Here is a 22,415-nt window from a genome sequence, read left to right as displayed (position 1 = left end):
TGCGTTCGGGGTTCTTACCGGGGCCTCTCCAGGCGGCCGACTTTGCTGTGGAGCGCCGCCGCAGCGGCCCTCGGATTCAGGTGAGCATAAAGATCGTCGAACCTTTCCGCCAGTTCAGCCTGACTGACCCTCAGCACCTCGATGTCAGGCGCTATCGCGCCCTGGAAGTCCCAGACACTCACGATCCTGGCGTCAGTGATCACGTAATAGGCAGGCAGAACCCATAGGGCGTAGCTGCGTACCTGGCCCGCCGCTTCCTTGAGCTCTTTCTCATCCTTGATCAGGCGCTTGCACTCCACGAGCACGAGCGGCTCGCCGAGATCCTGGCTGTGCCGGTCATCAGCGAAGTAAAGCAGATCGGCCTCAACGTGCTTCGGAGGGCGGCTGCCCATGGGCACCTGGATGCCGAATCCTGCCGCCTCCTGCTCTTCGCGATAATGCAACCCGATCTGGAACAGCGGCGACGCGAAATGGATCTCCACCTCGCGTTCGGTGTCCGGCCGCACCGATTTCATGTGCTCGAACCACTCTGCGGTCGGCGGCGGGTCAGGATGGGCTTCCGGCACCGAAGGGAGCACCGGCATCGACATGACCAGCCAGTCCTCACGTCCCGCGTCCTTGAGGGCAGGCTGCACTACGATCCCGGCTTCCGCCATCAGCTGCTCGATCCTCTCCCGCCGCTGGGCTGTCAGCGCCTGGTAGCCGAACAGTTCCTTGAACCGGTGCGCCCTCACCTTGCGTGCGCCCCGCTGGCTGACCCTGATCGACTGCGCGATCGTCTCGATGATCTCGGCCGGGTCTTTCTCCTTCGCCATGTCCCGCTCCCTCTCCGGGTGGCCGCTCACGTCGTTGCGGCGGCTCCTCCGTTTCCTGGTGAACATGGGACACGGCCGGGCACCGGCAGTGCACGATCGGTGCAAACCTGCCGCAGCACCGCAATCTCCTCGTGCCCAACCGCCGACTCAGACGGCGCGGTCTCGCGACCCGAATCCGGGCGGTCCAGGTGGTGGCATGGGACTAGGAGTCACCTTGTCTTGCGATCACTGCCTGCGGGAAAGCCCGCAGGAGCGCGCCGTGACACTCCGGCTGACACTCCGGCGCCCGGGAACAGGGCCGCCGGGACGCCAGACCTGCTCATCCACGCCGGCGCCGGAACCGACCGGGAGGCGATGGCCAGATACGGGCACCTGCTGCCCGGGTGGCCCGCCGGCGTCATCCTCGGCACCGTCGACCTCACCGGCTGCGTGCGCGATCACCCGTCACCGTGGGCGGAACCGGACTGCTGGAACTGGCTGCTGGCACGCCCGAGGCCCCTCGCCGTCCCGCGAAGGCTGACAAAGCGGCCCGCTCAGGGCGCCGTCTTGAGCAGCTGCGAGACCCGCTGCGGGGATACGTCGAGCACCCTGGCAATGTCCCGGCCAGTCAGGCCAGCCTGCCGAAGCCGCCGCGCCGCTTCCCGTGACTGCGCCGCGGCGGCGCGCTGCGCCCGGTCGGCGACCCTCACGGCCTCCCGCGCTTCCCTGACCTCTTCATCAAGGCCCTGGCCGATCTCGGGCATGATCGTCACGCCGAAGGCGTCGGGAGAGATACCCGCACGGCGGCGGCTGATGAGGTCGCGGGCCATCATCTCCGCATCCCGCAGGCTGTGAGACTGCGTGACCCCTACCTGGTCGATGTGCAATTCCCAGCCGTGCTCCCAGCGCCGGGCGCGGACCTGGAATGTCTTCACTGGAGCCACCCCTTCGGCAGGCAGGTCATCCGGTTAATGGTGTCCCGGACGACGCCGGGCGAGATGCGGACGTGGCGCGGAATGTCGGCGGTGTGCTGGCCGCACGGGCACTGCCAGGTCGTGTGCGGGCCGTCGTCGTTCTTGATGACGCACCCTGCGGCGCGCAGCGCCTTACTGACTTCGCGCCGCCGCATCTCCTTAGCCACACTCCATGAGTCTAGCCCGGTTTTACATCGGCATCTAGCCCGTCTAGATGGGTACCTGCCCTGAGTCCCTTTAGTGGTAGTAGGACCCGTCCTGGAGCGCGGCCAGCAGGTTGTACGCGGCCAGCTCGACCAGGCGCTCACGGGCCTTGCGCCGGGCCTGCGGGCTCGCGCCGCCGTGCTTGGAACACACGAAGCCGCCGCGGATCGCCCACCGCCTGCACAGCTCCCCGTCCCGGCGGTGCGCCCGGCACTTGACAGCCCACCGGATGCCGTCCTGGGCGGTCCTCACCGCGCAGGACGCCTGTTCAGGTCCACGATCACCATCGTCCTCTATCAAAGGAGTGCCATGGGGTGCCGTCCATCGGGCTGATTCCATGGGTCGGTGACGCGTTCGGTTGTTCAGTCGCTGTCGTCGCATAGGTCGCACACGTACTTGGCGAGGTCCGCGCTGATGGCGCCGACTGAGCGGCGGAGACCGTAAGTCTCTGCCATGACCTGACGGGCGGCCCTGATGCCCATGTGCTGGCCGTGGACGAGTTTGTGGGCGAGGTCGATGGCGCGGTCGCGCTCCTTCCGGGGTCAGCGGGTGGAGACGGTACAAGCGCCCGTCCCGGCCCTTGACGCGGACGTCGGCGATGGCGCGGACGCCGGCGGGTGTTCCCACGGGCAGTTCCTCCGGTTCGGGTTTTGCGCGGTCCGGATGCCGTGGCTGGTGCCCGGGGTTCCCCCGGGTTTTCACGGTCATGGGGTTTTCACGGTTCAGGTGTTCGGTGATTCGGTGGCATATCCGGGTTCTTGCTGGTATCAGCGTTGCGCGGGGCGTTCAGTCTGCACCCGCACGAGGTCCCTCGTTACTGGTGGCGGCGGCTGCGGCGGCGTTGTATCTGACGGCGGCGCGCTGGGCGTTGCCGATCGCGGTTTTGCCTTCCAGCTTCTTCTCGTGGGTGGTGCCGTCGGCGAACACGATGAAGGCCGAGGCCTTGTTCTTGCGGGTGAGCGCGGCGACTGCGCCCATGCCGAGGGACACGGTGGCGAGGGCGATCCCCGTGCCGATGCGGTGGGGGCGGGTGCCGTCGGTCAGCTCGGCGTGCGACCCGGCGAGGTCACCGAGTCGTTTCCTGGTGAAGCCGGTCTTGTAGACGACGCCGTCTTTGACGGTGATGCCGAGGTCGGGGAGGGTCAGCGGCCTGGCGGCGCCGGTTTTCCTGGCTGGCCTGGCGGGGGGAGTGCTGGTTTTGCCCGCTGCTTTCTCCGCCGCGAGTTTTGCCATCAGGAATTCTCCGGAGCGGCGTGCTCTCTCGTGGTCGGCTTCGCTGTCGCCCATGGCGGTGACCTCTTCCTACCTAGGGTCGTCTTTTGTGATTTATAAATAGCACTCGCGGGTTTCGGCGTCGACGTATCGGGGTCCGGTCGTTCAGCGACTGGGCGGGCTGGCGAGTTCCGGCAGCGCAGCGCGGTGGCGCGGGCTGTTCAGGTGCGGCCCGGGCCGCGGGTCGCCAGGGCCGTAATCGATCTGCCCGGCACGTCCCACAGGCCGAGCTTTCCCCGGTACTCCACTGGCACGGTGAAGGGCACCGGGTCTGCGAGTACCCAGTGCCAGCCGCCCGGCTCGGCCCATGGTGACGGGTGATCGCGTACGCAGGCTGTCATGGTCACTGTGCCGAGGAGGACGCCGCGGGGCAGGTCGCCCGGAACCAGGTGGGCGTGCGCGGTGAGCGCCCCCTGGTCCAGGGCGAGGCCGGCGTGGATGAGCAGCGGGCCGCGGTAGGCGGTCATCCACGTGCGGCACTCCACGTCCTTCGCCCCGCACATGATCAACGAGGCCCACGGCTGGCGGACCGTCAGCGCCTTCACTGCGGTCTCCTCGCGGTCGTCTGGGCGATGCACGCCAGGTGGGCGAGCCGCCCGGACGGTACGAGCCGCGCGTAGCGCTCGCCGCGCAGGATGGCGCGCTCGCACAGGTGGCATGGTCCGGCGGCTGTCGATGCGGTGGCGGCGTCGACAGCGAGCGGCCCGGGCAGCTGCGCGCCGAGCACGGTTGCCGGGGCATTCATCGGCGGTGCCCCTCACAGTGGAAGGTGGCCGCCAGGGTGTGCTCCTCGTGGCCGATGCTGGTCTCGGTGCGCTCGCCGTAGCCGTCCGCGGTGATGCTCATCACCCGGACAGTGCTGACGGTGTAGTGCGCGGGGTCGGTGCAGTGGTCGCATATGACCTCGCGGCGGGCGATCGACGGCTGGCCGCACTCGGTGCACGGCCATGCCGGGTCCGGCGTGAGCCGCTCCGTGGTCCTCGTCGAGGCGGGCGTGCCCTTCCCGGCGTGGATGTAGCGGTAATAGTCGAGGTCGGGCAGCGTGCCCTTGACGGGCCGGTGGTCGTCGCAGAAGTTGCCGCCGTGACCGCTGATGCCGTCCGGGCGGGTATCGGTCCAGACGGCATGGATCGCGCCGCGCTGACCGCAGGTGCGGCAGGTCTCGTAGCGGTGGGACTTGTAGAGCAGGACGCTGATACGGAAGCCGTCGGCGATCCAGTGCTGGCTGCGCGGAAACGTGGTCTTGGTGATGACTGTCATATCGCGGTGGTCTCCTCGGTCGTGGTGTTGTCGGCCTGGTCGATGAGCTGGTCGAGCAGCTCGAGCGCGTCAGCCCGGGTCTGTTCGGTGCCGAACGTGGTGATGGCGCGCCTTGCAGCATCGACCGCCGGCGAGGTGATCAGCGCCGCCCATGCGTGAGCGGCGGCGCGCCGCCCGGGCGATCGAGGCGGGTGGCGCTCAGCTTCCACCTGGAGCACGGCAGCGAGGCCGGCGATGGCTGGAGCGGTCATTCGTCCTCGCCGTGATCGGTGAATCCGGCGTCAACGAAGGCCTGGGCGAGCGGCTCACCGCATTTGGTGCACAGCTGCGGACTCTCCACGCCCGGGGTATCCGCTACTGCCGCTACTTCCGCTACCTCGCTGGCCAGAGGCATGGCCGCGGTAGCGGGTAGCGCTTGCTGTCCGCTACCCGCTACCTCAGCACCATCGCTGACCTGCCCGGTAGCGGACGTAGCCGAAGTAGCGCTCCCTCCTGGCGCGTAGCGCCTCCAGGCATCGTGCAGGTGATCGCGGCGATAGCCTTTGCGGTTCACCCCGTCGACTTTGACGTCGGTGGAGGAGACGCCGTAGGGCTTCAGCAGCTTCGCCAGATCACGCTGGTTCAGCGGCCGGCCGAAGTAGTCGTTCCACGGCGCCTCGCTGATGCCGTGCAGTTCGGTCAGGATGGTCTCCCCGTGCATCGCGGCCTGGTCGCCGAACACCAGGCGGAGATCTGCGAGCAGCCGTTCGCCGAGCGTGCTGTCGGCGGTGTCCCCGGCGGCGGCGGTGAGCACCTGGGCCGCCTTCCGGGCGCGGGCCGGCCAGTCGCCTCCGGCGAGGTCCGCGATCGCGATCAGGGCCTCCCACACGTCCTCGGCGCGGTCGTGGAGCCCGGTCGGCATGTCGGGCTCGGCTTTCCCGGCCTCGGGGGCGATCCCCTCGATCCAGGCTGCCAGCCGGTCACCGACCGCCCGCACGACCGGCTTATCCCGGCGGGTGCGGTACTTGGCCACCGACTCGGCCTCGGTCTTGCGCCGCAGGGTGATGATCACCGCGCGGTCCTCGATGGTGTCGGGCATCGACCCGATGCCCGCGATGACCGCCATGGCGAACGTCGGGCAGTTCTCCACGCGCCGCAGGGTGATGTCCCACCGCTTGTACGGCCGGTCGCGGCCGAACCCGGCGTTGAGGATCCCGCGCAGGTGCTCGGCCTTCTCGTCGCCCTTCAGCGCCTTGCCGAAGATCGCGTCCGCCTCGTCGAGCATGATCGTCGGCGGATCCTGCTCGGACACCGACCGCACCAGCGCCGCGGCGCTGATGTCGGAGGTGACGAGCGGGTTGCGGACCAACTGCACGAGGACGTCGAGCAGCCGGGACTTGCCGCACCGCTTCACCGGGGATCTGATGACCAGCCGGGACGCGAACTCAAGCTCGTTCGCCACGTGGGTCGCCGCGGCGTACAGCGTGGCGGCGTCGGCAGCCTCGGGCGCCGGGAAAACGACGTACCGCGTCAGGATGCCGCGCACCTCGCTGAGCACTAGGGCGCCGTCACCAACGGTGGGCCGGTCCAGGTCGTCAAGGTTCATTGGGGCGCCGCCCTCCTCACCGCGCTGGCGATGGTGCGGCGTGCCTCGTCTTCGCCGAGCCCGGCACGGACCGCTGCGTCCGCGAGGTCGTCAAGGTCACGGCGACCGGCCTTGAGCGCCTCGCACGCAGCCCAGTAGAGGCCGTCGTTGCGGTTGCCCTCCTTCTGCGCGGCGACCCAGGCGGCGAGCTTGCCGAGGTCGACGCCGTGGCGTTCGCAGGGCACCCCGGCTGGTCTCGGCGGCTCGAGCAGGCGCGTGACGGCCTGCCAGTCGAGCCCTCCGGTTGCCCCCGTCCGGTGGTCCAGCAGCTCGTACGCGCGGCCATGGACACGACTCGGCGGTGCCAGCACGTAGCCGCCTGCCGACCGGAAGTCGATGTGGTGACGCGGCAGCTTGCCGTTCCGCTGGCCGGTGCCCGCGAAGTAAGCGTGCAGGCCGCCGCTCGGCGTCCTCACGAGCGCCTTGGCTCCGGTGAGCATCCCGGCTCGCTTGAGCTGGTTGAATGCTGCCCAGCCGTCGCCGTCCGGTTTAACATCGACGTCGAGCACGTCGGGCCCGGGCTCCCCGGTCGCTATGGACACGTTCGCCTCTGGCCAGCGCCGCCACCATGCCTGAATCATCATGGGGCTGGTGCTGGCGTCCAGGCACCCGTGGGTGCCGGGGAACGGCCGCTTGCACTCGCAGTCCCGGCCGCCCTGGCATGACGGGTTATCCGGCCGCGTGGGGAACACCGGCCAGCCCGCAGCGGCGTAGCGCAGCGCGGCGTCAAGCGCGCCCGGGTTCACGATGCCTCCGACGGCGCATTGCGGCGCGGCTTGGGGTCGGTGCCGTACCCTGTCACTGACGTTCCTTTCGCTGGGGAAGTCGTGCATAGAGGCCCGAGTGCTTGCCGTTGGCGCCCGGGCCTCGCAATGTCTAAGCCGCTTCCGGGTCGCCGTCACGCCCGGAGGCCATCGCCGTGCCGGTTTCGAGCACGCGGATCAGGTCGGCGGTCAGAGCCTTGACGCGATGCCCGACCGTAATCGTCTTGACAGGGCAAGTACCGGCGCGGATCGCCTCATAGGCCGAGCTCCGAGAAACGCCGAGTGCAAGCGCGAGCGCAGTCACATCGACGGCAGGCGGCCACGACTTCTTAATCTCGGCCAGCGTCGGTCGCGTGGTCGCGCTCACTGCGATGCCTCCGCCAGCTCCACGGCCACAGGGAACAGGTCGCTAACGCGGGCACCGAGGCGCTTGGCAATCCGGACCTTGGCGGCCGGGCCGAGCTCGCGCTTTCCCCGGGCGACCAGGCTCATGTAACTGAGGCTGTAGCCCGTAAGCCCCGCCACGTCAGTCAGGGTCCAGCCCTGCGCCGCGCACCACTCGGCCAGCCGGTTCGGTTCCTGCATGACCACCTCCCGTCTCACGCGCCCTGATTTCACGACGCATGAAGAGTCTTGCGGTTCCGGCCCCAACTGTCAAGCGACTGATATTTGAGTCTTGTCAACTTGCATGTCAAGGGTTAGAGTCGCGCCATGAGCGCGGTGGGCGAGACAATGCAGCCCGTGGAGATCCATGAGCTGATCGGCCTCGGAATCCGTGCTGCCCGCGAACGAAAGGGGTGGCGGCAGGAGGACGCCGCTGCCCAGTTCAGGTTCTTCGGGCTGACCACCTGGCGGCGCAGCACAGTCGCGGACGTGGAGGCAGGAAGGAGGCGCCCGTCAATCGGCGACCTTCTACTCGTGGCCCTGGCGCTGGACGTTACGCTTGCCGATTTGGTTCCCGAGAACGTGCCCGAGCGCATTGACCTCGGCGACGGTGCGAGCATGGGGGCCGCCGAGGTGCGTGCCTTGCTGTCCGGCGATCATGAGGCCCTAGGCAACCTGGAGCCGGATGATGTTCACTGGGTGCCTGGAAATGACGCCGTCGCTGCGATCTATGAGCGCGTCGATGCCGGGGTGAAGCGGCTGCGCACGCTTGTGCAGCCGCTCGTCGATGCGTCACCCAGGCCTCTGGGGGCGAAGGCCTGGCGCAATGCGCTCCTAAAGCCGACCGAGGCCGAGACCAGAGCGGCCGAGCGGCTCGGCGTTGACCCCGCGCAGCTCAAAATGGCCTCTCAAGCGCTCTGGGACCAAAGCTTCGAAGAGGAACGCGATGCCCGGGCGGGATCTGATACCCCTGGCCAATCCGCAGCAACGGTGCAGGCACGCCGCGGGCACGCGGCTCGCGCGATGCTCACTGAACTCAAGGCGTTCATCGGCAACGCGTACAAGACACGGGAAACAGAAGCGCACCAGGAGGGCGAACCGGGGGTCTGGACCGAGGACATACCGCCTAGGTACCGGAATGGACGGAAGGAGGAGGATTGATCACACCCAAGAAAGAGCCGCTGAAGGACGGCACCTTCGTGTGGCGGGCTCGGGGCGTGTCCGTCGGCAAGTGGCCGAACGGCAAGAGACGCCTGCGTACCATCACCGGCAAGACCAAGAAGGAAGTCGAGCGCGAGATCGCGCGGATAACCGGCCAGGTTGCCGACGGGACGTACATCGGGAAGTGGGACGGCACGGTGAACGACCTGCTCGACAGCAACCTGCGCGCAGCCACCCGCGGCAAGGAAGCCAACACCGTGCTGTCCTACAGCAAGGCGCAGCGCATTCCCAGGGAGCGGCTAGGAGGGCGCAAGGCCCGGGGCGTCACCCGGGATGACATCGAGGCCCTGGTCGACTTCGCGTACGAGCAGGGGCGCGTGCGCGGCGGCAAGCCCGGTACCGGACTCGGCGAGCGGTCGGTGCGGCTAATGCTCAGCAGGCTGAACGCCGCGTTCGAGCAGGGCATCGACGACCGCAAACTCGCGTTCAACCCGTGCCGGAAAGTCAGCGCGGATCCTCCCAAGACGGCAGGCAAGCCTCGGCTGAAGCGCGCCTCGTGGAGCGAGGACCAGATGCGGGCCTTCCTGGCCGTCGCCGACGCCGACCGGCTCGCGCCAGTGTGGCGCGTGCTGGCCTACGGCATGCGGCGCGGCGAGGCCGCCGGACTGGCATGGGAAGGCGAGATCGAGTTCCCCGACGGGAGTATGCACCAGGCCGTCGACCTGGACGCACCAACACTGTCAGTCGGCCCGACCAGGGTCATGGTCGCCGGCCAGGTGCTCGACAAGGACTCGCCCAAGTCGGATTACGGCTGGCGCACGCTCCCGCTGGACGAGACGCTAGCCAGGCAGCTCCGCGCGCTGCGCGACCTTCAGCAGATCGAGGCGATGGACGCCGGGCCCGCCCACGAGGGCGCACGGTACGTCGCCAGCGACGAGCTGGGGCGGCCGGTGTCGCCGGAGTGGCTGACCGACGAGTTCCACCGTCTGGCCGAGCGCGCGGGCCTGACGCGCATCCGCCTGCACGACACCAGGGCGACGATGAACACCCTCATGGAAAAGGCCGGCGTCTCGGACAACTTCCGCGCCGCGTGGCTGGGTCACACGGTCGCGGTCAACCGCGGCGCCTACCTTCGCAAGCCCGGGGACCTGACCACCGTCAGCGACGCGATCGGCGCCCTTTTCGCGGCGGCTGCTTCATAACTGCTACATTTCCGGCCCTGACGGCGGTTGGCAGGGCCTGACCAAAATTCCAGATAGAGCCCTGGCCTGGGAAAACGGTTGGCGCGCTCGGAGGGACTCGAACCCCCAACCTTTTGATCCGTAGTCAAATGCTCTATCCGTTGAGCTACGAGCGCTGGCACCGGTGACGCCTGCACAGTCTACGGCATCGGGCACCCTCCGTGCGCCCGTCGGGTCTGTCAGCTCCGCCCTACCGGCTGCCTTCCCTGTCGCGGAGCCAGCGCTCGAATTCGGTGGCGACAATGCGCTCATCGTGCACTCCGATAGCCTCATCGGAGGCCAGCCAGACGATCGGCGGGCCCATCACGGCGGGCTCGAGGAGCCCCTGACCGGCGGGCACGGCACCGGGCGGCAGCATGCCGGTGGCGGTCGCTCCCCCGGGCAGGAGCAGGTTGACGGTGACTCCCATCTCCCGCAGATCGGCGGCCATGATCCGGGACAGCGCCTCGCTGCCGGCACGGGACGGACCATAAGGGACGAACCCTGCCCGGTGCATGGTCGATTGGTTCACCGAGATGTTTACGATGCGGCCCGCGCCAGCGTCCAGCATCCGCGGCGTGACCTCGCGCGCCACGAGAAAATAGCCGGTCAGATTGGTCTCGATCACCGCGCGGAAGCCCTCGGGCGGCACCTCCCAGAAACCCTGCGGGTGCGTCATGAAGCGCGAGTTGACCGTGCGCATGCCGATCCCGGCGTTGTTCACCAGCATGTCTATGCCGCCAAGCCGTGACCACGCCTGGGCGACTCCCCGGGCCACCGAGGACTCGTCTGTTACGTCAAGTTCGATGCCGACCGCGTCAGGCAGCGCCGCGGCTACCTCGGTCGCGTGCTCTGCGGACCGGCCGGTCAGCGCGACAGTAGCTCCAGCGGCAGCCAGCGCGGAGGCCATCGCCAGGCCCAGGCCGCTCGTTCCGCCGGTCACCAGCACCTTCAGCGTCAAAGTACTCATGACCGCGACCATAGAGTTCAGGGGGTGCTGGGAGGCAAGCCGGCCGGCAAGCTGCCTCCCAGCGCTTCACGCGACCGGCGGCCGAGGCCGATTTCCTCTTGCGTATCCTGACCGTCAGTGATCGTGATGACGTACGCGGCGAACATAAGCCGCTGACATCGCAAAAGGAGCGACGTGAGCAGCACCGACCCGACGACGATCGGCGTACATCGCGCCCTGCACGAAGCGCTCAACTCCGCAAGGCAGGCACGGCAGCATCTCGACGACGGGGATGCCGCCCCTGACCTCGACGACCTGGTGGAGCTGGGCACCCTGCTAGCCGCGCTGTCGGAAAGCGTCATGGCTGTCAACTCTGAGATGATGGCCAAGGCGCGACTCGCACGAGGCTCGAACACCTGAGAACCTGAAGCTGCGGATTCTCAAGGCACCAGTCCACCAGCTAGTCGCTGACCTGCGCTTCTTCGAACTTCCTCACTGGTTTGCGGCTGCCGGCCACGGGCTTACCTAGATCGGCGGCAGTCGTGCTTTACATCAGCCGCCTACGGCGCCGTCCCCCAGGCCGACCTGCAGCGCTTCCACCGGGCAGCACGGTCGTTGACCGCCAGCGTTCGGCTCTATATCAAGGAGCAATGGACGAGCCACAGCGCGAGCGCGACCCAGAAAGCTACTTCGGCGCCGGGATCGGCGGCGGAAGTGGACTGTTCACCGCAGGAGGCACGTCGGATGGGCCGCACTCCCCGGCGCCCGCCGCGTCGTCCGTCACCACGGTCACCGAGCCCGCACGTGAGATCCCCGTGCATGAGGAGACCGACGTGCTCGTGGTAGGCGGCGGTCCGGCCGGCACGGCTGCCGCGGTCGCGGCGCGGCGACTGGGCCAGCGGGTGACCCTCGTCGAGCGGTACGGCGACCTCGGTGGCCTGTCGGCGGGCGGACTGGTGATCTGGATCGACCGGATGACCGATTGGGAAGGCACCCCGGTCATCGCCGGCATCGGTGCCGAGCTGCTGGACCGGCTGCCCGCGAGGGCCCTCGCCGGGCCCGGCCCCGAACTGTGGGGCTCGACCGACCCGCAGCAGGTGGCGTACTGGCGCGAGCGGCTGTCCGCGTTCCGTGAGACCGTCTGCCGCTCGCCGATGATCGACCCGGAGTGGCTCAAGATCACGTCCCATGAGCTCCTCGTCGGCGAGGGAGTTCGGGTGCTGCTGCACTCCTGGGTCGTCGCCGCGATCAGCGACGAGGGCACCGTCCGCGGCGCGATCTTCGAGAGCAAGCAGGGCCGCCGCGCGATCCTCGCCAAGGTCGTCGTGGACGCCACCGGCGATCTCGACGTCGTCGCGCAGGCCGGCGGAGCCTTCGTCACCGACGCCGAGAAGGACGGCGCCGGCGGCAATGTCCAGCACTGCCTTAACACCGCCTTCACCTGGACGGGCGTCGACATGCGGAAGTGGCTGGCGTTCAAGCGCGACGACCCCGCGGCCCACCACGCCCTGATGAACCGCGGCCGCGACGTCCTCGGCTTCGTGGACACACCGCATGTCGGCTGGCGCGACGACGTCGTGGTGTTCATGGGCCCCCGGCTGTCCGGCTACAGCGGCCTCGACGTGGAGGACCTCAGCAGGGTCGAGCTCGAGTCCCGCCGCCGGATGGTCGCCCACCTGGACTTCTTCCGCAAAAAGGCCCCTGGTTTCGAGAACGCGTGGATCATGCTCGCCGCACCGCAGATCGGCGTGCGGATGACCCGCCGCCTGGCGGGCTTGCACCCGATGACGACCGACGACTGGAAGGCGGGGGTACGCCACCCCGACGAGGTCGGCGTCTCCCCTTCCCCGTCCCAGCAGTTCCCGACGATCTCGGTGCCCTACCGCGCCCTGGTGCCGGAACGACTCGACGGCGTGGTCGCCGCCGGCCGTCACGTGGCCAGCGACGCCGCCACCCAGTCGTTCATGCGCGAGATCCCCCAGTGCTGGATGACCGGGCAGGCAGCAGGAACCGCCGCCGGCCTGGCGGCCCGCACCGGCCTCGCACCCCGCGCACTCGACATCAGGGAACTCCGCAAGGAACTCCGCCGGCAGGGCGCGTTCCTGCACGAGCCGTAGGGGGCATCGGCTCCCCGGCACGGCGCTAAGCCAGTTGGTATAACGGCTTGCGGGGCGGGGCGGGTCCGGAAGCTCACCGTTGCCAACTCGGCTGACATCGCACCCCCTCACCGATGCCGCTGCGATAGCGACGAAACCACCGGATCCGCGGGCTGGCCGCTGAGGGCCGGTTCCGCCCCTGGTGGGCCGCCGCCCGCAAAAGCCCACGGCGACGCCGCCAGCACCATGGGTGCGTAACCGCGCACGTAGCGCTATGAGCGCGACGTCGTGTCCGGGCCGGGGCTACTCGTAGCGCAAGGCGCGTCCGGGATCGATGCGGACGGCCCGGCGCAGGGTGGGGCGGACGACGACAAGGGTGACGACGATGACCGCTGCGAGCGCGACCGGCAAGCTCACGATCGGCAAGACCTTCGGCACCGTGATGCCGAACTCATCGTCGACGAACGCTACAAGCGCCAGGAAGAGGAGATATCCGAGAAGTGAGCCCAGGGCCCACCCCGCCGTCGCCAATCACCACGGCCTCGGTGCTGAACACGCGGCGGATCTGCCGGGCGCCGGCGCCGAGGCAGCGCAGGATCCCCACCTCCCTGATGCGTTCGATGAGGGCGAGGGTCAGCGTGCCCACCAGTCCGATCAGGGCGATGCCGACGACGAGCAGGCCGAGTATCTCGACCAGGGCGACGATGGAGTTGTGCCGCGCCGAGGGCGGACGCCGTGCGCAGGATGACGCTCGCGATCTGGCGCCGCCGCCCGCCGAGGGCTCGCAGGATGGCGATCTCGCTGCCTTGCTCGGCGACTATCGTGTTCATGGTGTTGGCGATGAGGAACAGGGCGCACACGACAGCCATCACGTTGATCACCAGGAACAGCGCGATGAGCTGGTTGAAAGTGGACTGGCCCGGCCACGCCCCCGTGGCGCGCGTGACGGGCAGCCCGGCGAAGGGCGACGCCCCCGTCTGGGCGGTCAGGTAGCGCTGGACGGCCGCGATCGTCGCCGTCTGCGCGGCCGGGCTGTTATCAGAGAGCTGGAAGGCCAGGTAGTTGTACCCGGACACGCCAGCCAGGGCGCGAACCGCCGGCACGGTGCCGTAGAAGACGGCGCTGTTCGAGCCGTTGGCGCTCGGCGAGGTGGCCAGGCTGCGGCCGGTCCCGCTCACCTGGACCGGTGTGATCGTGCCGGTTGCGGCGAGTATCGCGACGCGCCTGCTGGCGGGTACCCGAACCCTGCGGCGCTCGCGTTGCCCCCGTCGGCCAGTGGCCTAGGTTCACTTCCCACAGGATCGCGTTCCGGCGGCTCCCGCTGACGGTGCTCGCCGCCACGGTGGAATACTCGACGGGCGGCTCGAAGGCGGCCACGTTGGGCAGGTGCCCGAGCGCGGCGAGCTGCGCCGGGCTCAGGTCGAGATCACGAGTCGCCACCGCCACGTCGGCGAGGCGGGCCTGCCGCACCTCGCCCTGCGTGGCGGCGTTGAGGAGGCCCGGCACCGCGACGATGGCGAAGCTGGCGATCGCGAGCGCGAGGGTGCCCACGATAAGCAGGTTCTTGCCCCGGTGGCGCCGCAGGTCGCCCCGTACCTTGCGGGACAGCGCGCTCACGGGCGCTCCTGTCCCGCCGGTGCGCCCGGCGACGCGCCCCCCGGCGTCACGCTGCCCGTGTCGGACACGATGCGGCCGTCGCGCACGGCAACCAGGCGCGACGCCAGCGCGGCGAGATCCTGGTCGTGCGTCACGAAGATCACGGTCGTCCCGGCCGCGTTGAGCTCCGCGAGCAGCCGGAACATTTCCGTGGCCGTCCCGCTGTCCAGGTTCCCCGTCGGCGTCGTAGCCGCTGTGCCTGTGCGTGGAGGGCGGGTATGTCAATCCCGATCCCGGCACGTCCCGCCCTTCTCTACGACACAGCCCCAGGCATCATTCTGCGGGTTTCGGCGTGGGTCAAGTCCTGGCCGCAGCGACGTTTCTCACCGATAGCCCGCAGCCCCCGCGAGCGCCGGGCCTTCGGCTCATCGGCCTTGTGGCTGGGACTGAAGTACCTTGACTGTGCCGTGAGCACCATCGACCCGGAGCAGGTCGCCGCTGCGAATGCGCGCCGTGGCGTTGCCACATCCGACGACGGCCGGGATGCCGAGTTCGCGGGCGACAATCGCGGCATGGGATAGTGGCGCGCCAACGTCGGTGACAACCGCGGCGGCGCGGGGGAATAGCGGGGTCCATCCGATGTTCGTCACCGTCGTGACCAGGATCTCGCCGTCGCCGAGCTGGGCGCCGTCGTCGGGTGTGCGAAGGACGCGGGCGATGCCTTCCGCCACCCCGGCGGCGCCGGGGAACCCGGTGATCGTCCCGTCCGGCGCCGTCTCGTCCGATGCAGCCGGTTGCGCGTGCTCGTCGTAGTAGTCAGTCCGCCGGTTCGGGTCGGCCGCCCAGCGTACGGGATCGAAGCGACCGCGGATCAAAGTGGGATACGGCGGCAGAGCCCGGTAGGTCTCGTAGACGGCCCGACGGGCCGACACGCGTTCGAGCGGCGTCTGGTCGCCGTTCAGCAGGCGAGATATCTCGTCTTGTGCCAGGAAGAACAGGTCGTCACCGTGACTGGTCAACTCCCCGGCCCGCCGCACCCAGTCGCGGGTCACCCACAGCGCCCGTGCCACTTCGGACCGCACCGCCTCGCGGTGACGAGCCACCGACGCCCAGCGTGCCACGAGCCTGCGAGCCGCCAGCCGACTTCTTCGGATCCGCCCGTTCTAGCCGTTCCCATGCCGCCGCACGGGCCGCTTCCTGCTCTGCCAGCAGCGCGTCGGCATCACGCCCGGTGCCCGCAGCGCCTTCGGTGCGCTTTGCTCTGGCGAGAGCGGCCAGTTGGTTGTCGGGCCAGGCCGGGTCTTCGCCGGGCCGGGGCGCTGACAGTTCCGTCTCGTGAGCACCGCGGTGCCCGTACTCGCTGACGAAGGTGTCGCGGTCGAGCTCACCACGGGCCAGCCGGGCGAGACCGGTGGCCGGGCCGAGGCTGGCCAGCCCTGTGTCCCCGGTCCGCTGACCGGACAGCAGCAGCGTCGCGTCGGACTCGCCGATCAGTGAGCGCAGCTTGGCGGGAGTGGTCAGCAGTGTCATATCCCGGCTCGTCGCGGCAACCAGCATGTCGAAGGACTCCACGAGCAGCGGCCTTACCTGCGCCGCCCAGAGATTAGCCAGTGCCACGGGGTCACTAGCCCGCCCAATCTCCGCGCGCAGTCGGCCGCAGCGGTCCGGCGATTCGGCGAGGAACAGCGACATCCGCTTCCGGTCCGCACCCATCCGCCGGAACAGCCCGACCAGGGCGGGCACCCTCTTGGCCATGAGCTTGACGCGGGGCAGCCGAAGACGCGGTATCTCCTCCACCGGAGGAAGCCGGCCGACTACCGGGCTCAGCAGCGAAATGAACCGGCGGGGTGAGATGCCGACCAGCGACTCAAGCGCCATCGACACGCTCACGTTCACGTAGAAACGGCCGCCGATCCGCCCGTAGCCGTTGTAGCCGGGCAGGCTCGGCGGGAACACCATGCGCGACATGAGCAGTTCGACGAACGACCACGTGGCGGGCGTCATCACGTCCGGGAACGCCTCTCCGAGGTTGCTGTTGCTCCACAGGTAGTCGCCGATGAGACTGTCATTCCACTGCTCTTGGTCGTCGGGGACGCTGGCGGGGGCGGGTGTGTCGCCGCCGGGCGCGGGCGCGGTCGTGATCGGGCGGGCCTGGAGGATGCCGAACTCCCCCGCGGCCAGCGCCCACTCGACGTCCACCGGTTCGCCGTACAGCTTCTCGATCTGCAGGCCGACCTGGGCGAGTTCCACCGCCTGGTCCGGCGTCAGTACGTTCTTGGCGCGCAAGCCGGGCGGGGTGTCTTCGGCTCGCGTCGCTAGACCGTCGGCCACGGTCATCGTTTCCTTGCGGCCCGTCTGGTAGCTGACGAGCGTGTTGAAGGCCCGGTCTACGACCGCGACATCGGGGGTGACATCACCAGCAACGACGGACTCACCCAGGCCCCAGTTCGCGCTGATGAACACCGCGTCGCCGGGGCCGGCGTCACTCGGGCCTGCGCTGCCGGCGACCGCGTTCCTGGTGCCAGGGCCGCCGAGCGGATCGGCCGTGAACAGGACACCGGCCGCGTCGGCGGGGACGAGACGCTGTACGACAACGGCGATAGCTGCCTGACCCGGGTCGATGCCATGGCTGGCCCGGTAGGCGATGGCCCGCTCCGACCACAGCGACGCCCAGCACCGCTTGACCGCGTCGAGTACGGCCGCCTCGCCGCGCACGTTCAGGTACGTGTCGTGCTGCCCGGCGGCAGATATGCCCGGCTGGTCCTCGACGGTCGCGGAGGAGCGGACCGCGACGGGGACGTCGGCACCGAGAGCGGCGTAGGCCCTCGTAATCGCGTCGGCCGTCTCGGCCGGGAGGGAACGGCCGGCGAACAGACCGCCGATCCGTGCGGCCGGGCTTCCCTCCGAGACAGCCGACAGCAGCTGCCCGCGCAGGCCGTCTCGGCCGATGAAGTCCAGGTACGCGCTGGTCGTCACATAAAAGCCCGGCGGGACACGGAACCCGGCGCGGGTAAGGCGGGCCAGGGATGATCCCTTGCCTCCGGCGGTCCCGGGACCGGCACCAGGATCACCAAGGTCCATCACCAGAGGTTCCTGCGCGCCCATGAGCTGCCTCCTGCTGTTGCGGCTGGCTGGTTTCCTTACTGTTCTTCTTGCCTGACTACCGGCGGTTTCCGAGGTCGAGGAGACTCACCAGTTCTTCGGCGTAGGCGGTGGCGTAGGCGGTGAGGTCGGCGGGGCATTTCTTCGCCCCGGCGGCCGTTAGCGGGTCGGCCGGTAGCGTGCGCGTATCACTCTTGACCGGTAGGTCTTGGCGTCGATCAGCTCCAGGCCGGTCTTGCCATTGAATACGCGCTTGCCGCTGCCGAGCGCGACGGGGTGCACGGTGAGGACGTATTCGTCGACGAGCCCGAGGCAGACGAAGGTCTGGGCGGTGCGGATGCCGCCGGGCCTTCCGGCGGGAGATGAGGAAGGGGAGCAGGTTGTTGAGTGCTCCGGCGAGGGCGCGCCGGTCGGCCGGGGCTTGCGGGTCGCTGGTCACGTTCTGCCAGTAGGGCAGCATTCCCGACGCTGTCGGGTAGCCGATGAAGCCCCGGTCTATGCGGTCGAAGAAGGCCACGTTGTCGCGACTGAACTCGGGATCTGGCGCCAGGGTCATCCAGTCCAGCTCGCCGTCGGGTCCGGAGAAGAACCCGTCGAGGCTCATGGTCATGGTGAGGACGAGCCTGGCCATGGCTGTCTCCTGTCTCGGTCGTCCTGGCAGAGCGCCGGCGGGCGGGATCGGTGCCGGTCAGCGGCGCGTGATGGCCGCGGTTGCGATGTTCATCATCTGCTCCTTTGACGGCTTGTCGCGGAGTTAGCTCGCCTGCAGCCGGGCGAGCAGCTCGGTCAGGCGCTCGCCGGAGTCGTGGACGCCGCGCTCCATGCCGGAGGCGACCATCGCGTCGCGGTCCTCCACTGACTGGAAGGCCGAGACGGCGCGCATCAGCGTCTTGCCGCTTCGCTCGGCGAAGGTGGCGCTCTGCAGGCAGACGTGACCGGGCGCGCCCTCGAACTCGAAGGTCTGCACGATCGCGTCCGGCGACGGGTCGCCGTGGAAGACGCCGTGGAAGCCGTAGGCGTTGCCCTCGGCGTCGGTTTGCACGTAGCGCCACGCGCCGCCGTTGCGGACCTCGTACCGGTCGATGGCCGTGGACAGGTCGCGCGGGCCGAGCCACCGCATGAGCAGGTCCGGGTCGGTGTGAGCGCGGAACACCAGGTCGCGCGGCGCGTCGAACTCGCGGGTGATGACGATCACCGGGATGCCGGTTCGGCGGTGATCTCAGTCTTGCCCATCGTCGCTTCCATTCTCTGTCGCTGCCGGGTCGGGGCAGGGATCTTGTTCCCGGCCGGCCTGCTCCGTTGTCAACCTGGCACCGCCACTTGACCGTCGAGTTCAGGACGGCGCCATGTCCACGAAGCGGCTGTAGTGGCCCTGGAAGGCCACGGTCACGGTCGCGGTCGGCCCGTTCCTGTGCTTGGCGATGATCAGGTCCGCCTCGCCCGCCCGCGCTGACTCAGGCTCGTAGTGATCCTCGCGGTGCAACAGGATCACCAAGTCGCTATCCTGTTCGATGGAACCGCTTTCGCGCAGGTCAGAAAGCATGGGCTTCTTGTCCTGCCGCTGCTCGAGACCGCGGTTGAGCTGGGACAGCGCTACCACGGGGACGTCGAGTTCCTTGGCGAGCAGCTTCAGCGACCGGGAGAACTCCGACACCTCCTGCTGCCGGTTCTCCACCCGCCGGGCCGAAGACATCAGCTGCAGGTAGTCGATGATGACCAGCTTCAGGTCGTATCGCTGCTTGAGCCGGCGGCATTTGGCCCTGATCTCCATCAGCGACATGTTCGGCGAGTCGTCGATGAACAGCGGCGCGTCCGCGACCTCGCTCATCCGCCTGGCCAGCCTGGCCCAGTCGTCGTCGCTCATCTGGCCGGTGCGCATGACGTGCATCGGCACCCGCGCCTCCGCGGACAGCAGCCGCATCGTGATCTCGTTGCGCCCCATCTCCAGGCTGAACAGCACCGTCGGCAGCTGGTGCCTGATGCTCGCCGAGCGCGCGAAGTCGAGGGCCAGCGCGGAGTTGTGCGTCGGGATCATGGCGCGGCCGGCCAGGTACAGGTGGTCGGCGCTGTCCACCTGCACGCAGCGCACGGGGACGGACGCCACCGGCCTGACCGCGACGACGTACCGCCAGGGCAGCGCGTCGGTGAAGCGGACCACGTGGCGTCCCGGCGATCCGGTGGCCGTGGTGGACTGGAAGCCGAGGCTGTGGATCAGCTCGCGCACGTCGGCCGCGAGCGCCTCGCTCGGCAGCGTCAGTCGCGCCGGTCCGGTCACCCGGTCCACGCCAAGCAGGCCGGCGAGGAGCTCCCGGCGCTGGGCGGCGCTCGCCCGCAGGTACCTGGGCGGGATGCGCCCGGGCCCCCCGCCCGCCGCGACGCCGCCCGCCGCGACGCCGCCCGCAAGCACCCGGCCGGCCATGACCCGGCCGGCGAGCGCGGCGCCAAGCGCGTACGGGGGCACGGGCAGGTCGGCCGCGGGCAGGTCAAGGGGTCGCGGCATGGCTATCGCGTACCGGGATCGCCCGCCGGGAGCAGGGCAGCTCAGCGCCGCGGCCATGTCCCCCGTCGTGACGACCTGGGGCGGCACGAAGCCCGCGGCGTGCGACGTCCAGGTGAGCCACTGGTGGCCTTCGTCGGCGACGATCACCTCCCCGTCGGAGAACTCCACCTGAAAGCACGGCCGCCCGCGCATGACCTCGGTCACGGCGATCACCCGGGTCGGCCTGCCGTCCGCGCCCACCAGCGCGTCGCCGGTCCGCACCTGTCCCATCGTCGTCCACCCGCCCGGAGTGGCCAGCGGGGTGTCGAGCGCGAGCGCCTTGCCGACCGCGGGGCGGGCCGCGATCACGACCATCTGGCCCGGGTGCAGGCCGTTGGTCAGCGTGTCCAGGTCGGTGAACCCGGTCGGCACGCCCGTGATCCCCCCGCCGTGCGCGCTGATCGCCTCGATCTCCTCCAGCGCGCCCGGCATGATCTCAGACAGCGAGTGGTAGTCCTCGGCGATCCGCCGGTCGGTGACAGAAAACACCTCCGCCTGCGCCCTGTCCACAAGCTCGTCGGCGTCCCCGTCGCCCGCGTAGCCGAGTTGCACGATCCGCGTCCCGGCCTCCACCAGCCGCCGCAGGATCGCCCGCTCCCTGACGATCCGCGCGTAGTAGCCGGCGTTGGCGGCCGTCGGCACGGACGCGATCAGCGTGTGCAGGTACGGGGCGCCGCCGATCCGGGCCAGCTCGCCCCGCCTGGTGAGCTCGTTGGCCACCGTGATCGGGTCCGCGGGCTCGCCGCGCGCGTACAGGTCGAGGATCGCCTCGTGCACGATCTGGTGCGCGGGCCTGTAGTGGTCGACGGGCCTGATGACCTCGAGCACGTCCGAGATCGCGTCCTTGGACAGCAGCATTCCCCCGAGAACGCATTGCTCGGCGGCGACGTCGTGCGGCGGCATCCGCTCGAATTCCTCGCCCCGCTGCGCCAGTTCGGCCACGCTCACCCGACGCCACCTCCCCCAGCAGTAATGGGCTCACCCCCGCACAGACACCGTCTTATCGAAGGGCTCTGACATTCTGGCGGACACGGCGGCACCCGCCAACACCACCCTGTGGATAACCTGTAGAGAACAGGTCGGTTAACCCCGGCCAACCTGTGCGCAGCCAGTGGAGTTTCCTGTGGACCAGCCCAGGCCGCGGCCCCCCGAAAGGCACCAGTTACCTGCGAGGACGGATTCCACAAGGTGTGCAGGAGAAAAACCTGGCGGATTTTCTCTGGCCCGATATCCACAGTCACATTCCACAACGCGCATCCGCTTGCCTGTGGAAAAAGGGTGCGGCACGGTGGGCGGCTAGGGTCTTTCCCCTATTCCGAACGAGCAGTGCCGGCTGTGGCAGCGTCCGGTCAGGCGCCAGGCGGGCAGCACGGCCGAGCGGCTGCGCCAGCCCGGCCTGTTCCGCTATGCTTCGCGCGTGTGTTCGATCATGGGGGACGCGATCGACCGGATCGCGGAAGCGATTGACCAGCTAGCCAGCGACGCGCAGGGGGATGCGAGCAGCCAGGAACTGGCCGCGCGGATAGCGGATCTCTGGCTGATGGTCAGCGCTCTCGACCCCGAGCTGGCCAGGCGCACGGAGCACTACACGGCACCAGCCGACAGCACGCCACCGGGATGAGGCGCACCGCCGGCCAGGCGGGTGTGGACACAGCCGACCCTGTGGAGCGGGCTGTGGGAAACCAGCGCACGGCTGTGGATCAGCCTGCCGTGATCTCGACGGTGACGTTGGCGCTCACATCGGGGTGCAGCCGGACCTGCACGCGGTGCGACCCGGCCGACTTGATCGGGTCGGGAACCACGATCTTGCGCCTGTCGACCTCAGGACCCCCGGCCTCGCGGACCGCCGCCGCGATGTCGGACGCCCCCACCGACCCGAACAGCCGCCCGTTCGACCCGGCGCGCCGCGTCAGCCGAACGGTCAGCTTCTCCAGCCGCCCGGCCGCCGCCTGGGCGTCCTCGAGGGTGCGGATCTCGCGGGCCGCGCGGGCCCGCTTGATCAGTTCGACCTGCTTTTCCGCACCGCGCGTCCACTGCATCGCGAACCCGCGGGGAAGCAGGTAGTTCCGCCCGTAGCCGGGGGCCACGTCCACCACGTCACCGGGCGCTCCGAGGCCGCCGACCTCCTGGGTGAGGATCAGCTTCATCTGCTTGCGAGACATCGGTCGTCCTCCCCTGCTCAGCGAGCCGTGCTCGTGTACGGGAGCAGCGCCATCTCGCGGGCGTTCTTGATCGCGGTCGCGACGTCGCGCTGGTGCCTGGTGCAATTCCCGGTCACCCGGCGGGCGCGGATCTTGCCGCGGTCGGAGATGTACTTGCGGAGCAGGCCCGTGTCCTTGTAGTCGACATAGGTGATCCGCTCCTGGCAGAACACGCAGACCTTCTTCTTCGGCTTGCGCAGTGCTGGCTTGGCCATCATGGTGCTCCTTAGCAGAGCCCCGCATCGCGGGGATGGTAGTTTGCTAGCCCGGGGGGG

General features: G+C 69.2%; 30 protein-coding genes, 1 tRNA gene and 1 pseudogene. 6 read left to right on the top strand and 26 right to left on the bottom strand.

All coding sequences use genetic code 11. The features are described 5' to 3' along the window. Positions 1 to 14: 14 nt before the first annotated feature. From Q1N79_RS19870 to Q1N79_RS19810, 13 genes are all read right to left on the bottom strand, one after another. On the bottom strand, positions 15 to 815 hold the full coding sequence (locus Q1N79_RS19870) for a hypothetical protein (RefSeq protein ID WP_300611066.1): 801 nt from the start codon (positions 813 to 815) through the stop codon (positions 15 to 17). Between the two features lie 533 nt (positions 816 to 1,348). After that, positions 1,349 to 1,729: a hypothetical protein gene (locus Q1N79_RS19865; protein ID WP_300611064.1), complete on the bottom strand. Its 381-nt coding sequence runs from the start codon at positions 1,727 to 1,729 to the stop codon at positions 1,349 to 1,351. Further along, positions 1,726 to 1,935 (bottom strand): hypothetical protein, encoded by a 210-nt coding sequence (locus Q1N79_RS19860; RefSeq protein WP_300611062.1) that lies wholly within the window; start codon positions 1,933 to 1,935, stop codon positions 1,726 to 1,728. Before Q1N79_RS19860 ends, Q1N79_RS19865 begins: the two co-directional genes overlap by 4 nt. A gap of 70 nt (positions 1,936 to 2,005) precedes the next feature. Next, positions 2,006 to 2,224 (bottom strand): hypothetical protein, encoded by a 219-nt coding sequence (locus Q1N79_RS19855; RefSeq protein ID WP_300611060.1) that lies wholly within the window; start codon positions 2,222 to 2,224, stop codon positions 2,006 to 2,008. 534 nt (positions 2,225 to 2,758) lie between these two features. Next, a complete protein-coding gene (locus Q1N79_RS19850; RefSeq protein ID WP_300611058.1) occupies positions 2,759 to 3,205 on the bottom strand; it encodes a hypothetical protein in 447 nt (148 codons plus the stop codon). A 200-nt stretch (positions 3,206 to 3,405) separates the two neighbouring features. Further along, on the bottom strand, positions 3,406 to 3,789 hold the full coding sequence (locus tag Q1N79_RS19845) for an ASCH domain-containing protein (protein WP_300611056.1): 384 nt from the start codon (positions 3,787 to 3,789) through the stop codon (positions 3,406 to 3,408). Beyond that, positions 3,786 to 3,989 carry a hypothetical protein gene (locus tag Q1N79_RS19840; protein ID WP_300611054.1) on the bottom strand — a complete coding sequence of 68 codons (204 nt, stop codon included), beginning with the start codon at positions 3,987 to 3,989 and terminating at the stop codon, positions 3,786 to 3,788. Before Q1N79_RS19840 ends, Q1N79_RS19845 begins: the two co-directional genes overlap by 4 nt. Beyond that, the gene (locus Q1N79_RS19835; protein ID WP_300611052.1) at positions 3,986 to 4,504 is read right to left on the bottom strand and encodes a hypothetical protein; all 519 of its coding nucleotides are present in this window, start codon (positions 4,502 to 4,504) and stop codon (positions 3,986 to 3,988) included. Before Q1N79_RS19835 ends, Q1N79_RS19840 begins: the two co-directional genes overlap by 4 nt. Beyond that, positions 4,501 to 4,755, bottom strand: coding sequence for a hypothetical protein (locus tag Q1N79_RS19830; RefSeq protein WP_300611050.1), 255 nt, complete (start codon positions 4,753 to 4,755; stop codon positions 4,501 to 4,503). The genes Q1N79_RS19835 and Q1N79_RS19830 overlap by 4 nt, the downstream gene beginning before the upstream one ends. Further along, positions 4,752 to 6,089, bottom strand: coding sequence for a DUF3631 domain-containing protein (locus Q1N79_RS19825; protein ID WP_300611048.1), 1,338 nt, complete (start codon positions 6,087 to 6,089; stop codon positions 4,752 to 4,754). Before Q1N79_RS19825 ends, Q1N79_RS19830 begins: the two co-directional genes overlap by 4 nt. Continuing rightward, positions 6,086 to 6,874, bottom strand: coding sequence for a bifunctional DNA primase/polymerase (locus tag Q1N79_RS19820; RefSeq protein ID WP_300611046.1), 789 nt, complete (start codon positions 6,872 to 6,874; stop codon positions 6,086 to 6,088). Before Q1N79_RS19820 ends, Q1N79_RS19825 begins: the two co-directional genes overlap by 4 nt. Positions 6,875 to 7,004: 130 nt before the next feature. Continuing rightward, the gene (locus Q1N79_RS19815) at positions 7,005 to 7,259 is read right to left on the bottom strand and encodes a hypothetical protein (protein WP_300611044.1); all 255 of its coding nucleotides are present in this window, start codon (positions 7,257 to 7,259) and stop codon (positions 7,005 to 7,007) included. Next, on the bottom strand, positions 7,256 to 7,477 hold the full coding sequence (locus Q1N79_RS19810) for a helix-turn-helix transcriptional regulator (protein ID WP_300611042.1): 222 nt from the start codon (positions 7,475 to 7,477) through the stop codon (positions 7,256 to 7,258). Before Q1N79_RS19810 ends, Q1N79_RS19815 begins: the two co-directional genes overlap by 4 nt. 126 nt (positions 7,478 to 7,603) lie before the next feature. Between Q1N79_RS19810 and Q1N79_RS19805 the strand changes: the two genes are divergently transcribed. Further along, entirely contained in the window at positions 7,604 to 8,437 is an 834-nt protein-coding gene (locus Q1N79_RS19805) for a helix-turn-helix transcriptional regulator (protein WP_300611040.1), read from the top strand. Then, entirely contained in the window at positions 8,434 to 9,639 is a 1,206-nt protein-coding gene (locus tag Q1N79_RS19800; protein WP_300611038.1) for a site-specific integrase, read from the top strand. Before Q1N79_RS19805 ends, Q1N79_RS19800 begins: the two co-directional genes overlap by 4 nt. 79 nt (positions 9,640 to 9,718) lie before the next feature. Here the strand turns inward: Q1N79_RS19800 and Q1N79_RS19795 are convergent. Together Q1N79_RS19795 and Q1N79_RS19790 are read right to left on the bottom strand one after the other, a co-directional pair. Continuing rightward, positions 9,719 to 9,794: transfer RNA gene (locus tag Q1N79_RS19795), tRNA-Arg, on the bottom strand. 74 nt (positions 9,795 to 9,868) lie between these two features. After that, complete coding sequence (locus Q1N79_RS19790; protein ID WP_300611037.1) at positions 9,869 to 10,627, bottom strand: SDR family NAD(P)-dependent oxidoreductase; 759 nt, start codon at positions 10,625 to 10,627, stop codon at positions 9,869 to 9,871. Between the two features lie 174 nt (positions 10,628 to 10,801). On the opposite strand from Q1N79_RS19790, the gene Q1N79_RS19785 reads away from it, so the two are divergent. Both Q1N79_RS19785 and Q1N79_RS19780 read left to right on the top strand, forming a co-directional pair. Further along, complete coding sequence (locus Q1N79_RS19785; protein WP_300611036.1) at positions 10,802 to 11,026, top strand: hypothetical protein; 225 nt, start codon at positions 10,802 to 10,804, stop codon at positions 11,024 to 11,026. Positions 11,027 to 11,256: 230 nt separating this feature from the next. Next, the gene (locus Q1N79_RS19780) at positions 11,257 to 12,723 is read left to right on the top strand and encodes an FAD-dependent oxidoreductase (RefSeq protein ID WP_300611034.1); all 1,467 of its coding nucleotides are present in this window, start codon (positions 11,257 to 11,259) and stop codon (positions 12,721 to 12,723) included. A 430-nt stretch (positions 12,724 to 13,153) separates the two neighbouring features. Here Q1N79_RS19780 and Q1N79_RS30775 read toward each other — a convergent pair whose 3' ends face one another. Both Q1N79_RS30775 and Q1N79_RS30770 read right to left on the bottom strand, forming a co-directional pair. Next, positions 13,154 to 13,348: an FtsX-like permease family protein gene (locus Q1N79_RS30775; RefSeq protein ID WP_367185114.1), complete on the bottom strand. Its 195-nt coding sequence runs from the start codon at positions 13,346 to 13,348 to the stop codon at positions 13,154 to 13,156. Positions 13,349 to 13,481: 133 nt separating this feature from the next. After that, positions 13,482 to 13,532, bottom strand: a pseudogene (locus tag Q1N79_RS30770) (hypothetical protein); the annotation flags it as partial. On the opposite strand from Q1N79_RS30770, the gene Q1N79_RS19770 reads away from it, so the two are divergent. Continuing rightward, positions 13,531 to 13,695 carry a hypothetical protein gene (locus Q1N79_RS19770; protein ID WP_300611030.1) on the top strand — a complete coding sequence of 55 codons (165 nt, stop codon included), beginning with the start codon at positions 13,531 to 13,533 and terminating at the stop codon, positions 13,693 to 13,695. The pseudogene Q1N79_RS30770 and the gene Q1N79_RS19770 overlap by 2 nt on opposite strands. A 45-nt stretch (positions 13,696 to 13,740) precedes the next feature. On the opposite strand, the gene Q1N79_RS19765 is transcribed toward Q1N79_RS19770, so the two are convergent. From Q1N79_RS19765 to dnaB, 7 genes are all read right to left on the bottom strand, one after another. Continuing rightward, positions 13,741 to 14,319, bottom strand: coding sequence for a hypothetical protein (locus Q1N79_RS19765; RefSeq protein WP_300611028.1), 579 nt, complete (start codon positions 14,317 to 14,319; stop codon positions 13,741 to 13,743). After that, complete coding sequence (locus Q1N79_RS19760) at positions 14,316 to 14,504, bottom strand: hypothetical protein (protein WP_300611027.1); 189 nt, start codon at positions 14,502 to 14,504, stop codon at positions 14,316 to 14,318. Before Q1N79_RS19760 ends, Q1N79_RS19765 begins: the two co-directional genes overlap by 4 nt. A gap of 219 nt (positions 14,505 to 14,723) precedes the next feature. Then, complete coding sequence (locus Q1N79_RS19755; protein ID WP_300611025.1) at positions 14,724 to 15,368, bottom strand: PEP-utilizing enzyme; 645 nt, start codon at positions 15,366 to 15,368, stop codon at positions 14,724 to 14,726. Beyond that, positions 15,301 to 17,379 (bottom strand): PEP/pyruvate-binding domain-containing protein, encoded by a 2,079-nt coding sequence (locus Q1N79_RS19750; RefSeq protein ID WP_300611023.1) that lies wholly within the window; start codon positions 17,377 to 17,379, stop codon positions 15,301 to 15,303. The genes Q1N79_RS19755 and Q1N79_RS19750 overlap by 68 nt, the downstream gene beginning before the upstream one ends. 180 nt (positions 17,380 to 17,559) lie before the next feature. Continuing rightward, the gene (locus Q1N79_RS30765; protein ID WP_367185115.1) at positions 17,560 to 17,739 is read right to left on the bottom strand and encodes a dihydrofolate reductase family protein; all 180 of its coding nucleotides are present in this window, start codon (positions 17,737 to 17,739) and stop codon (positions 17,560 to 17,562) included. 415 nt (positions 17,740 to 18,154) lie between these two features. Next, positions 18,155 to 18,595, bottom strand: a complete 441-nt coding sequence (locus tag Q1N79_RS19740) for an SRPBCC family protein (protein WP_367185113.1) — start codon at positions 18,593 to 18,595, stop codon at positions 18,155 to 18,157. A gap of 138 nt (positions 18,596 to 18,733) precedes the next feature. Further along, positions 18,734 to 20,842 (bottom strand): replicative DNA helicase, encoded by a 2,109-nt coding sequence (gene dnaB / locus Q1N79_RS19735; RefSeq protein ID WP_300611089.1) that lies wholly within the window; start codon positions 20,840 to 20,842, stop codon positions 18,734 to 18,736. 514 nt (positions 20,843 to 21,356) lie between these two features. On the opposite strand from dnaB, the gene Q1N79_RS19730 reads away from it, so the two are divergent. Further along, complete coding sequence (locus tag Q1N79_RS19730; protein ID WP_300611019.1) at positions 21,357 to 21,560, top strand: hypothetical protein; 204 nt, start codon at positions 21,357 to 21,359, stop codon at positions 21,558 to 21,560. A gap of 79 nt (positions 21,561 to 21,639) precedes the next feature. On the opposite strand, the gene rplI is transcribed toward Q1N79_RS19730, so the two are convergent. Next, entirely contained in the window at positions 21,640 to 22,086 is a 447-nt protein-coding gene (gene rplI, locus Q1N79_RS19725) for a 50S ribosomal protein L9 (protein ID WP_300611087.1), read from the bottom strand. Between the two features lie 32 nt (positions 22,087 to 22,118). After that, positions 22,119 to 22,355 (bottom strand): 30S ribosomal protein S18, encoded by a 237-nt coding sequence (gene rpsR / locus Q1N79_RS19720; protein ID WP_300611017.1) that lies wholly within the window; start codon positions 22,353 to 22,355, stop codon positions 22,119 to 22,121. Positions 22,356 to 22,415: the final 60 nt, after the last annotated feature.

Source organism: Trebonia sp. (assembly GCF_030042015.1).
GTDB lineage: Bacteria > Actinomycetota > Actinomycetes > Streptosporangiales > Streptosporangiaceae > Trebonia.
The sequence above is the reverse complement of the archived record's forward strand: the minus strand, read 5'-3'. Positions and strand labels throughout refer to the sequence as shown.

What these genes read in the sequence shown, in the direction of transcription:
- rpsR (WP_300611017.1), bottom strand. Translation starts at nt 22,355, where the DNA reads ATGGCCAAGCCAGCACTGCGCAAGCCGAAGAAGAAGGTCTGCGTGTTC.
- Q1N79_RS19825 (WP_300611048.1), bottom strand. Translation starts at nt 6,089, where the DNA reads ATGAACCTTGACGACCTGGACCGGCCCACCGTTGGTGACGGCGCCCTA.
- Q1N79_RS19870 (WP_300611066.1), bottom strand. Translation starts at nt 815, where the DNA reads ATGGCGAAGGAGAAAGACCCGGCCGAGATCATCGAGACGATCGCGCAG.
- Q1N79_RS19770 (WP_300611030.1), top strand. Translation starts at nt 13,531, where the DNA reads ATGGTGTTGGCGATGAGGAACAGGGCGCACACGACAGCCATCACGTTG.
- Q1N79_RS19790 (WP_300611037.1), bottom strand. Translation starts at nt 10,627, where the DNA reads ATGAGTACTTTGACGCTGAAGGTGCTGGTGACCGGCGGAACGAGCGGC.
- Q1N79_RS19750 (WP_300611023.1), bottom strand. Translation starts at nt 17,379, where the DNA reads ATGGACCTTGGTGATCCTGGTGCCGGTCCCGGGACCGCCGGAGGCAAG.
- Q1N79_RS19810 (WP_300611042.1), bottom strand. Translation starts at nt 7,477, where the DNA reads ATGCAGGAACCGAACCGGCTGGCCGAGTGGTGCGCGGCGCAGGGCTGG.
- Q1N79_RS19805 (WP_300611040.1), top strand. Translation starts at nt 7,604, where the DNA reads ATGAGCGCGGTGGGCGAGACAATGCAGCCCGTGGAGATCCATGAGCTG.
- Q1N79_RS19760 (WP_300611027.1), bottom strand. Translation starts at nt 14,504, where the DNA reads ATGTTCCGGCTGCTCGCGGAGCTCAACGCGGCCGGGACGACCGTGATC.
- Q1N79_RS19840 (WP_300611054.1), bottom strand. Translation starts at nt 3,989, where the DNA reads ATGAATGCCCCGGCAACCGTGCTCGGCGCGCAGCTGCCCGGGCCGCTC.
- Q1N79_RS19830 (WP_300611050.1), bottom strand. Translation starts at nt 4,755, where the DNA reads ATGACCGCTCCAGCCATCGCCGGCCTCGCTGCCGTGCTCCAGGTGGAA.
- dnaB (WP_300611089.1), bottom strand. Translation starts at nt 20,842, where the DNA reads ATGCCGCCGCACGACGTCGCCGCCGAGCAATGCGTTCTCGGGGGAATG.
- Q1N79_RS19835 (WP_300611052.1), bottom strand. Translation starts at nt 4,504, where the DNA reads ATGACAGTCATCACCAAGACCACGTTTCCGCGCAGCCAGCACTGGATC.
- Q1N79_RS19850 (WP_300611058.1), bottom strand. Translation starts at nt 3,205, where the DNA reads ATGGCAAAACTCGCGGCGGAGAAAGCAGCGGGCAAAACCAGCACTCCC.
- Q1N79_RS19780 (WP_300611034.1), top strand. Translation starts at nt 11,257, where the DNA reads ATGGACGAGCCACAGCGCGAGCGCGACCCAGAAAGCTACTTCGGCGCC.
- rplI (WP_300611087.1), bottom strand. Translation starts at nt 22,086, where the DNA reads ATGAAGCTGATCCTCACCCAGGAGGTCGGCGGCCTCGGAGCGCCCGGT.